Below are 12,612 nucleotides of genomic sequence, written 5' to 3' on the forward strand. Positions count from 1 at the left end.
CGATTTGTCGGAATCGTGGAATCGCCATCTGAGCAATCGCCTCACTAACCTCAAGTTTACCAGCTACAGTCAAAGTGCGTACTTCTCAAAGCTAGCGCTTTCACGTATGATTCGATCTAGATAGATTCGAAAGGGTGATAGGGATGGAGTATCGCGTACTTGGCCGTTCTGGATTGAAGGTTAGCGAAATAAGCTTGGGCTGTTGGGCAATCGGCGGTCCGTCCTGGCGGGATGGCAATCCGGTCGGCTGGTCCGGCAATAATGACGAGGAATCGATCGCCGGTCTGCGGCGTGCTTTTGAACTGGGGATTAACCATCTGGATACGGCAGACGTATATGGCGACGGCCACTCGGAGCGGGTAATCGGCAGGTTTCTGAAGGAAGTTCCGCGCGATCAAGTCGTGATCGCCTCCAAGGTCGGCTGGTTCCGGGGCACATCGCCGAATGCGATGCAGCCGATCCATATCCGTCACCAGCTGGAGCAGTCGCTGATGAATCTGGGCACGGATTACTTGGATCTGCACTACTTCCATAATACAAACTTCGGTCCGGATGACCTTTATTTAGAAGAAGCGGCGGACATGATGCGCCAGCTGCAGCAGGAGGGCAAGGTACGCGTCATTGGCCAATCCGGCTACAGCTACAAGGATCTCATGCGCGTCGCTCCGGTTACGCGTCCGGACGTGCTGCAATTCCATTACAACGCGTTCGGCAATGAATTCGACAAGCCAGAGACGAATCTCTTCCAGTGGGCGGACGAGAACAACGTCGGCATGGTGCTGTTCGGGCCGCTCGCGCAAGGGCTGCTGCTCGATAAGTTCGACCCGGAGAATCCGCCGCAATTCGGCGAAGGCGACATTCGCGCGGAGAACAGCGGCTTCACGAGAGAAGGCCTGCTGCAGCTGCGCAGCAAACTCCAGCCGATCAAAGCGCGTTTCGGCGCAGATACGCAAGATTTGATCCGCATCATGCTCCAGTTCGCACTGGCGCAATCCCCGAACGCATGCGTCATTCCGGGATTCAAGAACGCACGCCAAGTGGAATCAAATGCAGCCGGAGCGGGCAAGCCGCTCACGCAGGAAGACGTTGCATTCATTAGAGAAGCGCTGCGCTAATCGTTTCGCGAGCAGCTTGGAGCCAGGGAGACTGTCCTTTCGGACAGTCTTTTTTGTTATACACAACCAGAGATTGGAGTGCTATGATGAATTTGGAAGCGATTTCTATCCGTGGATTTTCGTCAAAAGGAGTTTCTAGATTCATATGGATTATGCAAAATTAAGCAAGGAAGTTTCTTACGCGCTTCGGCATGCTCCGTGGGAGTATGAGCTGGAGATGGACGATGAGGGCTGGGTAAGCGTCGATCAGCTGCTTCATGCACTGCGGGCAGATTCCAAGTGGGAGTCGCTACTGGGGCAGGATTTTGAGCGTATGCTGGCGGCAGCGGAGAAGAAGCGGTTTGAAATTTCAAACGGACGCATCCGCGCGTTCTATGGCCATTCCGTGCCTGACAAAATCAACAAGACAGCCGGCAATCCCCCTGCAACCCTGTATCATGGGACGGCGAGACATACGCTTGAACACATTGTGAAGCAAGGCTTGAAGCCGATGAACAGACAATACGTCCATTGCTCTGAGGACCAAGAAACAGCGTTAACGGTAGGCAAACGCAGAGATGCGAAGCCGGTTCTTCTCAAGATTGATGCAGCACGAGCAAGCGCGGAAGGTGTTCCATTCTATCATGGCAATCATAACATCTGGCTCGCGGACGCCATTTCCCCAAACTATATTTCGATTGATGAAAGGGGCAGCCTGAACGAATATGACAGCTTCTAATCCAGCATTTGAACTCCGCATGATCAGCTCATTAGCCAAAGTGTTCTCCGATGAGGAGCTCGGCGCACAGGCGCATGAGCGAGCGACTGCACTTGCGAATGAAACGTTTGCCTTCCAGGTTGCATATCGTTCGAAGCATCTGATGAAAGGCATTCATGTCAGCGTTAAATCCGAGCTGAGTGATGAAGCAGTCTCCATACGATCAGTAGGCCTCGTTCCTTCGGAGCTGCCTGTCTACGGGGATCATGATGAGCATGTTTTGCGCGCGACGCCAGGGCTGTTCCCGGACCCTCTCTTCGAGATCGATGCCAATGAAGGCCTTACAGCATTCCCGAATCAGTGGCGTGCAATCTGGGTGACTGTGGATTTGAAGCAGCTGCAGGAGCAAGTGATCGGCAGCCATTCCATTGAACTGACATTCGAGACAGGACGGGGAGAACAGTTGGGATCAGCTTCGTTCGCGCTGGATGTACTGCCTGCGTCGCTGCCGAAGCAGACGCTGGTGCATACGGAATGGTTCCACACCGACTGTATATCGACACATTACGGAATTCCGGCTTTCAGCGAAAAGCATTGGGAGCTTATCGAGAAGTTTATTCAGACCGCGACGAAGCATGGCATCAATATGATACTGACTCCTGTATTTACGCCTCCGCTCGATACGGCGGTAGGGGGCGAACGTCCGACGGTACAGCTGGTTGAGGTCGAAGTGCTCGGAGACGGCACGTACAAATTCGGGTTCGATAAGCTTGGACGTTGGGTGGAATTGTGCAAAAGGCAAGGCGTCGAGTACTTCGAAATCTCGCATCTGTTCACGCAGTGGGGAGCGAAGCATGCGCCGAAGATTATCGCGACCACGGCAGATGGGCAAGAGAAGCAGATTTTCGGCTGGGATACGGATGCGTCAGGCGAGGCGTACCGCGCGTTCATCGCACAGTTCCTGTCTGAGCTCGTGGCGTGGATCAAGCAGAACAACCTGCAGCAAAGCTGCTACTTCCACGTCTCCGACGAACCGTCGCTTGATCATATGGAATCGTATAGCAGCGCGAGCGGCATGGTGAGCGAGATTTTGCAAGAGTTCCCGGTTATTGATGCGCTCTCGGACTATGCGTTCTATGAGAAGGGGCTCGTGAAGAAGCCGATTCCGGCGAACAATCACATTGAGCCGTTTCTTGAAAATGGGGTCGAGGGGCTGTGGACGTACTACTGCTGCGGCCAGTACAAAGAAGTGTCGAACCGGTTCTTCGCCATGCCTTCCGCGCGCAACCGGATACTCGGCATCCAGCTCTACAAGTTCCAAATCGAGGGTTTTCTCCACTGGGGCTATAATTTCTGGTATGCGCAATATTCGACCAGACCCATTGATCCGTATCGGAACACGGATGCGAATTATGCTTTTGTCTCCGGCGATGCGTTCTTGGTCTACCCGGGCGAGGATGCGCCTGTGGAGTCGATCCGGCTTGAGGTGTTCTATGAGGCGCTTCAAGATCTGCGTGCGCTGCAGCTGATGGAGCAGTTGTATGGCAGAGAATATGTACTGGCTGGCTTGGAGGATGGGCTCGATCAACCAATTACGTTCAGCCAATATCCGCGTGAGGCAGAGTGGCTGCTCGCGAAGCGCGAGTGGGTAAATGAGCAAATTCGGGCGGCAGTGGCGAAATAAATAGAACAGGATAGGATAACTGGAGCCCTTGCACATGATGGTGACGTGCAGGGGCTTTGCCATGTTGCTGAGCGCGCGCGATCAGGTGTACACTTGTAGCAAAATATTCGGCGGCAGGAGGATGATCTTGTGACGTTGCAGCAACTGAGATACATCATTGAAGTCGCGAATCGCGGCTCGATTAATGAGGCGGCGAAGCGGCTGTTTATCTCGCAGCCGAGTCTATCGAACGCGATCAAGGAGCTCGAGGCCGAGATCCAGATTACGATATTCGAGCGGACGAACAAAGGCATCTCGCTCTCCAAAGCAGGCGCGGACTTCCTCGGCTACGCCCGCCAAGTGGTGGAGCAGGCGGATTTACTGGAGAGTCGGTATAAGAACGCGAAGCCGGCGCCGCAGCATTTTGCCGTATCGACACAGCACTATGCATTCGCAGTGAACGCGTTCGTAAACCTTGTAAAGGAATACGGCCAAGCGGAGTACGAGTTCGCGCTGCGAGAGACGAAGACGCATGAGATTATTGAGGATGTCCGCACACAGCGCAGCGAGATTGGCATCTTGTACGTAAATGAGTTCAACCGGGCGGTTATGAGCCGATTGCTGCGGGATGCGAATCTGATATTTACGAGCTTGTTTACTGCGAAGGCGCATGTGTTCGTGAGCATCTACAACCCGCTGGCGAAGCAGAAGTCGGTGTCGCTGGAGCAGTTGAAGGACTACCCGTATTTGCACTTTGAGCAGGGGGAGTATAACTCGTTCCATTTTGCGGAAGAAATCTTGAGCACGCGCGAGCATCCGAAGAGCATTCGTGTCAACGATCGCGCGACGTTGTTCAACCTGTTGATCGGCTTGAACGGGTACACGATTTCGACGGGCGTGCTGAGCGCGGACTTGAACGGGAATGAGATTATTCCGGTTCCGCTGGAGAGCGAAGAGACGCTGCAGGTCGGCTGGATTTGCCATCGCAATGCGGCTTTGTCGAAGCTGGCGCTGGAGTACGTGGAGGCATTGAAGGCTGCGGTAGCTGATGCGAGGTGAGTGGGTGCTGGCGCGATATGGCAGGACCGGTGCTGACATGGTTATAGTTTTTGGCTATATCAGAGGATAGGTTTTAGGCGTTACTTGATAGCTGGTGCGGCGTGGTATCTTTTCCTTATCAACTTGTTACGAGAGTTTGAGAGGAGAGAGAGCGGCATGTTAAGCGCAAGTTTGGGATATCCCCGCATCGGTGCGAACCGGGAATGGAAGAAAGCATTGGAGAAATATTGGGCAGGCGGCATTACCGAAAGTGAGCTTCACGCAGAACTGCGCGAGATTCGACTGGGCAACTTGAAGGTGCAGCAGTCCTATGGCATTGATGTGATACCGGTCGGTGATTTCACGTACTACGATCACATCCTTGATACAGCGGTTATGTTCGGACTCGTTCCTCAGCGGTTCGGCTGGGATGGAGTTAATGTGGATCTGCCGCTCTACTTCGCGATGGCGCGCGGGAACAAGGGTGCTGCTGCATGCGAGATGACCAAATGGTTCAACACCAACTACCACTACATCGTGCCTGAGCTCAAAGGACTTACGCCGAAGCTGACGCGGAATCGCCTCGTCGATGCCTACCGTGAAGGCAATCAGGAGCTCGGCATTAAGGGCCGGCCGGTACTCGTTGGTTTGTATACGTTCTTGAAGCTGTCCAAAGGCTACACGCCAGAGGAGCTGCCAGGTTGGATCGACGCGCTGCTCCCGTTGTACGGGCAGGTGCTTCGCGAGCTTGCCGAGGAAGGCGCGGCTTGGGTGCAGATCGATGAACCGATTCTATCGACGACGCTTGAGGCGGATGACCTTGTGCATATTGCACGCATTTACGCGGAGCTGGGAAGATTGGCGCCGGGGATTCGGATCTTGGTGCAGACGTATTTTGAGGCGGTCGATCATTATGCGGAGGTTGTGAAGCTGCCGGTCGACGGCATTGGGCTGGACTTCGTTCACGATGGCGGCGGTCGGAATTTGCAGGCTTTGGAGGCGCATGGCTTCCCTGCAGACAAGGTGCTGGGTGCGGGGATTATTGACGGGCGCGGCATTTGGCGGGTGGATCTGCATGAGCGATTCGATCTGCTGGGACGTCTGCGTCAGGTTGTCTCGGATGAGCGGCTGATCGTTCAGCCGTCGAACAGCTTGCTGCATGTGCCCGTCAGCGCGGAGCGGGAAGCGGCGCTTGACCCGGCGCTGCGCGGCGCGCTCGCGTTCGCGAATGAGAAACTCGAGGAGCTGGCGCTGCTCGTGCGAGGGGCGAAGCACGGCATCGAGTCGATTACCGAAGAGTGCGTCGCCTCGGTGTGGAATCGGGAAGAGCTTGGCCGCATTCGCGGCGGCGCGGCTAGTGGGGCTGCGGGCGTTTCAGCTTTGGGGCCGGAACAGTTCGCAAGGCCGAGCGCGTTCGCGGAGCGGCTGGCGAAGCAGCAGCAGCGCTGGCAGCTGCCGCTCTTGCCGACGACGACGATCGGCAGCTTCCCGCAGACGCCGGAGGTGCGCAGCGCGAGGTTCAAGTGGCGCAAAGGCGAATGGAGCGCCGAGCGGTACGAGCAGTTCATTCAGGCTGAGATTCAGTCGTGGATCGAGATCCAGACGAAGCTGGGGCTAGATGTATTCGTGCATGGCGAGTTCGAGCGTACGGACATGGTGGAATTCTTCGGCGAGAAGCTGGCAGGGTTCGCTTTCACGGCAGGAGGATGGGTGCAATCGTATGGCTCGCGCTGCGTGAAGCCGCCGATTATCTACGGCGATGTGGCGTTCACGGCGCAGATGACGGTGCAGGAGACGGTGTATGCGCAGTCGTTGACCGGGAAGCCTGTGAAAGGGATGCTGACGGGGCCGATTACGATTCTGAACTGGTCGTTCGTGCGGGATGACCTGTCCCGTGAGGAAGTCGCGTACCAGATCGCGCTGGCGATTCGCAAGGAAGTCGAAGCGCTCGAAGCGGCTGGCATCGGCATGATCCAAGTCGATGAGCCGGCGATTCGTGAGGGGCTGCCTTTGAAACGCGAGAACTGGCCGGTGTACTTGAACTGGGCTGTGCGCGCATTCCGTCTCGCAACGTCGACGGTGCAAGACGTGACGCAGATTCACACGCATATGTGCTACAGCGAGTTCGGCGAAATTATGGAGGCGATTCATGCGCTCGACGCCGACGTTATCTCGATCGAGACGTCGCGCAGCCACGGCGAACTGATCTCGAGCTTCGAGGAACGCACGTACGACAAAGGCATCGGCCTTGGCGTGTACGACATCCACAGTCCGCGCGTGCCAACGGTGGACGAGATGAGCGGCATGATCGACCGGGCGCTGCGCGTGCTTGCGCCGGAGCAGTTCTGGATCAACCCCGACTGCGGCCTCAAGACGCGCAAGGCGGAAGAAACGATTGCCGCGCTGCGCAACATGATCGAAGCGACGGTGCAAGCGAGAGCGAAGTATGGCGCGGCTGCTGTGAAGCAGTAGGGAATTGGGCCACATGCCGGGGGATTTTCACCGGCATGTGGTTTTTTTGTGCAGCGCTGTGCGGTAATGCTAAGAAACTGCAGCTGGTTACTATTGCGTTCGCTCGGCACCTTGGCTTCTCTCACAACCGTCTCGCCTCGCCAGCTTACACGGCTAACGGGCCTAGCCGAGTTGAGAGTGGAAGGTGGAGGGGGCGGTTAGTGTAGGCGTGCTGGTCGTGGATCGATGCGAGAAGACTTGTCTTAGGCTGTGTGAGGAGGAGGTAAGTTGACATAATCTGCCGGCATAATTTTCTCTCGCACCTCTTTTCACATCTATCGTTATTTGATATTTTAAAAGTCTGGCAAACTAATGACTGAAATTGGATGGGATGGGATCTCGTGAGATTAAGTGCAGAAGAGTTGGCATCCGGCAAGCTGAAGCCGGAAACCACCGAGCTGGCTGTGCAGCTCATTCGCATTAATGGGTATGTGCTGTTCGAAGAAGTATTGCCGAGAACGCAAGTGGATCAGCTGAACTGCCATATGAGCGACAAGCTGGCGAACTTTATGACCAAGAATAACTTCACTCTTGAAGAAGGCTTCCATGACGGAACGAACCACATCGGTCTCTATTTGCCGTTCGAGAAACCGTTCTGCGAGGAATCGATTATCGCGAATCCGTTCGTGCTTCCAATTGTCGAGCAGATTCTGGGCTCTGATTGCCTGCTTACATATTTTGCTTCTAACACCTCGATGCCGAAAGGCACGAAGCCGCAAAAGGTTCACGCCGATATGGGCGCAAGATTCGGCGACCAGTGCGAAGCGAATTTGCCGATTACGAACTTGATTGTCAACTATCCGCTCGTCGATGTCACGCTTGAGAACGGTCCGATGGAAGTATGGCCAGGCGGCACGCATTTACATCCGGACAAATGGTACAGCTCGAACGCGCACGACAAATCCGTCTTAGCAGAGCATATGCACTCGTTCAAAGCGGTCATGCCAGCAGGCTCCATCATGATCCGCGACGATCGGATGTGGCACCGAGGTACGCCGAACGGCTCCGATCAGCCGAGAACGAATATTGCGATGATTTACTCGCTCGCAGCGGCCATTCACCGGCCGGGCGACATCCAAATTCCGCAGGAAACCTACGACGCGTTCACGGAACGGACGAAACGTCTCGTTCGCAATGAGCGAATCGGCGTTCCTGTTATCGAATCCTAAGTTGAGACAGACAGGAGGCTTTACCGAATGGTAGAGCCTTTTTTTATTTGTTAAAAGCATGCAAGCACTTCTGGCAAATGCACGCCTTCCCCTTCAAATCCTTCGGCACGAGATCGATGAGCTCCTTCGGAAACTTTTCCTTGTAGCACCAGCATGATGCATTCCCTTCGCACCGGTTCGCTTGCTGGCAGAGCGTACACTCCGACGCATCTACATAAATCGGTTCAAGCTCGCTCAAGTTGCTCCCCTCCTAATTTCCAATCTAGTAATGCTGTACTAAAAGTATACACGCATTCTTAAACGTGGGGGATCTGTATCTTGGGGAGGGAAGGGGGAGCTACTCTGGGAGCTATAGCGGCAACATGGGGCATAAGTTTGAGGGGTAGCCAGTACCCTTCATAGACGTGGCCCATTTGCCTATAGTGGAAAAATCCACTCATTTAGCGGGATTTCGGCGGTTTTGAGACGCTATAGTGGAAATATCCACTCATTTTGGCGAGAAAATGTTTCAATGAGCCTTTTCACGGAAAAATCAGTGGATTTATCCCATATAGCCAGCCAAATCAGCGAAAAAGCCCCGTCTATAGTGGAGAAATCCACTATAGACCACTCAACGCCGCTTGCCCAACGCAAGACCATAACAAGCTGATTTTCCAACCCAAGTCAATCCACACTTTTATATTGTTAACAATATATTTTTTACAATATTCTATTGCAAACGCATTCATGATCGCCTATACTGAGGTTCATAAAGCCGCCGAAACGTTTCGACTAAAGGTGATTCCGCAGCGATTACTTCGTCTAGCGGCCTTCCCGAAGCGGCCCGGAATGACCCGGAAAGACCCGGAAAGACCCGAAATGACCCGAAATGACCCGGAATGACCCGAAACAACCGAATTACTGTATCGTGAGGTTACTTAACCTCTTAGGCGAATCGGTGAAACGATGCGCGATCCGTGATCTAGAGACGTTCTGCCAGCGCTCAAACAGCACTCAAACAGCGGTCAAGCAACACTCGAGAGTCTCTCTCGCACAGTTTCGCAAACGCTCTCAATTTTCGGCTATCAACGCGATCATCGCATCAGCTATCATTCGCAGAGCAAGCAGCCAACTGCTGCGGAACCAATCAATTCATCCATCATCCTGCAATCCGAACTTTCTTCCTAGGCTGCGAAGCCGTCCGAAGAGGAGCCTGTTATATGTATTATCCGAAACGTTTTGGAAGCATCAAGTTAGCAGTCAGCTTGTATCTTACCTGGGGGTGAAAAGCGTATGAATACGAAGAAAAAGTGGTGGACGAGGTCTAGACGCGAAGCTTTGGACGGTTACGTCTTTATGAGCCCTGCGATTCTCGGCCTCTTGTTCTTTATGCTCGGTCCCATCGCAGCATCCGCTTACTTCAGCTTTACGGAGTATGACATCTTGAGCTCGCCGAAATGGGTCGGTCTGGACAACTACATCGAGCTGTTCCACGATTCGCTGTTCTGGCAATCGCTGAAGGTGACGCTCACGTATTCCGTCGTCAGTGTTCCGCTCAACTTAGTCGTTTCCTTGCTGCTCGCCTTACTGTTGAACAAGAATATTAAAGGGATTTTCGTCTTCCGCACGATTTTCTACTTGCCGGCCGTTATGTCGGGGGTAGCGGTAGCGCTGCTGTGGAAGTGGATTTTCAACCCGGATTTCGGTCTCATCAACTGGGCGATCGGCCTGATCGGCTTCGAAGGGCCAAAATGGTTCATCGAAGAGAACTGGGCTCTCCCGCCAATCATCATCATGGGGCTATGGGGCGTAGGTGGCAGCATGCTTGTCTACCTCGCCGGTTTGCAAGGAATCCCGACGGATCTATACGAAGCGGCAGAGATAGACGGTGCGAACAAGCGCAAGCAGTTCCGCCATATTACGATTCCGATGCTGTCGCCAGTTATATTCTTCAACCTCATCACGGGCATTATCGGCGCGCTGCAGGTGTTTACGGAAGGCTTCATCATGACGGCAGGCGGCCCGAACAACGCGACATTGTTCAGCGTGCTGTACCTGTACCGCAACGCCTTCGACTACCTGAACATGGGCTACGCGTCCGCACTCGCTTGGGTGCTGTTCCTCATCATTCTCGCGTTTACGCTGATCGTCTTTAAATCATCACCGATGTGGGTCTTCTACGAAGGGAATAGGAGGAGCGCAAAATGAATACGAGTACGGCTACAAGAAGCGAAGCGCCTGTTCGCAGACAGATGTCGAGGAGCCAGTCGGAGCTGCTGTCCAAAGTGTTCAGCTATGTACTGCTAGTCCTGGGCTCCATCGTTATCCTCGTTCCTTTTGCATGGATGATCTCCACTTCGCTCAAGAAGAAGGCGGACGTGTACGTCTTCCCGCCGCAGTGGATTCCATCGCCGCCGCAATGGCACAACTACAAGGAAGCATTCACGACCTTCCCATTCGCGCATTATACGTGGAACTCGATCATCATCGTCGTACTCGTTATGGCAGGGACGCTCTTCTCGTGCTCCTTCTCCGCTTACGGCTTCTCAAGGCTGCAAGCGCCGGGTCGCAACCTGATATTCATGGTGCTGCTCGCAACGATGATGCTGCCAAGCGCCGTTACGATGGTGCCGATCTACCTGTTCTTCAACAAGCTCGGCTGGGTCAACACGTTCAAACCGCTCATCATTCCGGCCTGGTTCGGTACGGCGTTCTACATCTTCATGATGCGCCAGTTCTTCATGGGCATCCCGTACGAGCTTGAAGATTCCGCGCGGATCGACGGCTGTACCACGTACGGCATCTGGGCTAAAATCATGGTTCCGCTCAGCAAGCCTGTGCTCGTAACGGTCGGCGTGTTCACCTTCATGGGCACTTGGAATGATTTTATGACACCGCTTATTTATTTGACGGACGAGGATAAGCGCACGCTGGCTCTAGCGCTCTCTTACTTCCAAGGCTCTGCACGCAGCGCACCGGATCTTCACCTGCTCATGGCCGCTTCGCTGTATGCGATCGCACCATGCGTAACTCTGTACTTCCTTTGCCAGCGCATCTTCGTCAAGGGAATGGTTTTCACCGGCGTTAAAGGTTAACCACCATAAAACGTAATATACAGAAAAGAGGGATTGGGTATGTTTAAAAAGGGCAAAGCAGCATTGGCGTTAGCTTCGACCATGGCATTATCCTCTATATTGTATGGATGCGGCAGCAGTTCTTCAGATAATGGCGGCAGCGCGAGCAAGGACGAGAAGGTGGAGCTTAACTTCATCCGCTGGTCGAACGGCCCTGCGCTCGATAATGAAGAGAAAGATAAAGTGAAACGATTTAACGATTCACACCCGAACATTCAGGTCAAAATGACGCTGCTCCCATGGGACGAAACGTTCAAGAAGATCGAGATGTCTCTGGCGTCGAATTCCCCTGTAGACCTGTTCTACTGGGACGTGCCGGCGTATGCATGGTACAAGAAGGGGCTTATGAAGAACCTGCAGCCTTACTTCGACCGCGATCTGAAGATGAGCGACTACGACGAGAAACTGTTCGAGCCGTTCAAGTTTGACGGCAGCAACATGTACGTCGCGCCTGAAAACTATCAAACGCTCGTGCTCTACTATAATAAAGATTTGTTCGACAAAGCAGGCGTCGCGTATCCAAGCGAGAATTGGAACTGGAACGACTACCTGGAAGCAGCGAAGAAGCTGACGATTACGAAGGACGGCAAAACAACGCAGTTCGGCACGACGATGTCGCTTGGCGCATGGTGGGGCTGGATGGCGCTGAGCCAAGAGCAGGGCGGCGCGCTCGCTCCGAACATTCACGATCCGGAGAAGCTGACGTTCAACACGCCTGAAACGAAGAACGCCCTTCAATACTTGCAAGACTTGATCTACAAGTATCACGTAGCTCCGGATGCAGCGCAATCCAGCGCGCTCGGCGGCGACTTCCTGACAGGCAAGATCGCGATGTACGTCGGCGGCGACTGGGATCTCGGCAACCTGAAGGACAAGAAGGATCTGAAGTGGGATCTAGCCCCAATGCCGAAGTGGGATGATAAGCGAGTCGTTCCATACTGGGTTGGCGGTTATGCGATGACGGAGAAGTCGAAGCACCCGGATCAAGCATGGGAATTCATAAAGTGGACGATGACCGATAACCAGGAAACGCTCGCGAAGCAGCAATCGTGGATTCCGGTGAATAAGAGCGCACTCGCGAAGGTGGAGACGCCTGCATGGGCTCCGGCCGGCTACCAAACGGCTCGCTTCGATTGGATGAAATACGGGAATATCGGCGACCTGTACCACCTGAAATGGCGTGAAGCGCAAGATAAAGCGATCTCGCCGATTACAGACCAAATCTTCGCCAACAAAATTTCGGTGGACGACGCGCTGAAGAAAATGGATGAGCAGGTAAACGAGATCATTTCGAAGAAATAGCATT

10 protein-coding genes are annotated in these 12,612 nt (G+C 53.9%); 9 read left to right on the plus strand and 1 reads right to left on the minus strand.

Annotation, left to right across the window (positions count from 1 at the left end; all coding sequences use genetic code 11):
* Positions 1 to 143 precede the first annotated feature (143 nt).
* The 6 genes from A8990_RS03645 (at position 144) to A8990_RS03670 (ending at position 8,193) form a co-directional block, all read left to right on the plus strand.
* Positions 144 to 1,115, plus strand: a complete 972-nt coding sequence (locus tag A8990_RS03645) for an aldo/keto reductase (protein WP_116187671.1) — start codon at positions 144 to 146, stop codon at positions 1,113 to 1,115.
* A gap of 145 nt (positions 1,116 to 1,260) precedes the next feature.
* Positions 1,261 to 1,833, plus strand: coding sequence for an RNA 2'-phosphotransferase (locus tag A8990_RS03650; RefSeq protein WP_116187672.1), 573 nt, complete (start codon positions 1,261 to 1,263; stop codon positions 1,831 to 1,833).
* The gene (locus A8990_RS03655; protein ID WP_116187673.1) at positions 1,820 to 3,496 is read left to right on the plus strand and encodes a DUF4091 domain-containing protein; all 1,677 of its coding nucleotides are present in this window, start codon (positions 1,820 to 1,822) and stop codon (positions 3,494 to 3,496) included. The genes A8990_RS03650 and A8990_RS03655 overlap by 14 nt, the downstream gene beginning before the upstream one ends.
* Positions 3,497 to 3,625: 129 nt before the next feature.
* Positions 3,626 to 4,534 carry a LysR family transcriptional regulator gene (locus tag A8990_RS03660; RefSeq protein ID WP_116187674.1) on the plus strand — a complete coding sequence of 303 codons (909 nt, stop codon included), beginning with the start codon at positions 3,626 to 3,628 and terminating at the stop codon, positions 4,532 to 4,534.
* Positions 4,535 to 4,690: 156 nt separating this feature from the next.
* Positions 4,691 to 6,985 (plus strand): 5-methyltetrahydropteroyltriglutamate--homocysteine S-methyltransferase, encoded by a 2,295-nt coding sequence (metE, locus tag A8990_RS03665; protein ID WP_116187675.1) that lies wholly within the window; start codon positions 4,691 to 4,693, stop codon positions 6,983 to 6,985.
* Positions 6,986 to 7,365: 380 nt separating this feature from the next.
* Positions 7,366 to 8,193: a phytanoyl-CoA dioxygenase family protein gene (locus A8990_RS03670; protein ID WP_181909378.1), complete on the plus strand. Its 828-nt coding sequence runs from the start codon at positions 7,366 to 7,368 to the stop codon at positions 8,191 to 8,193.
* A gap of 43 nt (positions 8,194 to 8,236) precedes the next feature.
* On the opposite strand, the gene A8990_RS03675 is transcribed toward A8990_RS03670, so the two are convergent.
* The gene (locus A8990_RS03675) at positions 8,237 to 8,431 is read right to left on the minus strand and encodes a cysteine-rich CWC family protein (protein WP_245995828.1); all 195 of its coding nucleotides are present in this window, start codon (positions 8,429 to 8,431) and stop codon (positions 8,237 to 8,239) included.
* A 1,034-nt stretch (positions 8,432 to 9,465) separates the two neighbouring features.
* On the opposite strand from A8990_RS03675, the gene A8990_RS03680 reads away from it, so the two are divergent.
* From A8990_RS03680 to A8990_RS03690, 3 genes are read left to right on the plus strand one after another with little or no spacing between them, the layout of a single operon-like run.
* Positions 9,466 to 10,380 (plus strand): carbohydrate ABC transporter permease, encoded by a 915-nt coding sequence (locus A8990_RS03680; RefSeq protein WP_116187677.1) that lies wholly within the window; start codon positions 9,466 to 9,468, stop codon positions 10,378 to 10,380.
* Positions 10,377 to 11,267 (plus strand): carbohydrate ABC transporter permease, encoded by an 891-nt coding sequence (locus A8990_RS03685; protein ID WP_245995829.1) that lies wholly within the window; start codon positions 10,377 to 10,379, stop codon positions 11,265 to 11,267. Before A8990_RS03680 ends, A8990_RS03685 begins: the two co-directional genes overlap by 4 nt.
* A gap of 39 nt (positions 11,268 to 11,306) precedes the next feature.
* The gene (locus A8990_RS03690; RefSeq protein WP_116187678.1) at positions 11,307 to 12,608 is read left to right on the plus strand and encodes an ABC transporter substrate-binding protein; all 1,302 of its coding nucleotides are present in this window, start codon (positions 11,307 to 11,309) and stop codon (positions 12,606 to 12,608) included.
* Positions 12,609 to 12,612 lie beyond the last annotated feature (4 nt).

Origin of the sequence: Paenibacillus taihuensis (assembly GCF_003386535.1) — a bacterium.
In the GTDB taxonomy this organism is placed as follows: domain Bacteria; phylum Bacillota; class Bacilli; order Paenibacillales; family Paenibacillaceae; genus Paenibacillus_Z; species Paenibacillus_Z taihuensis.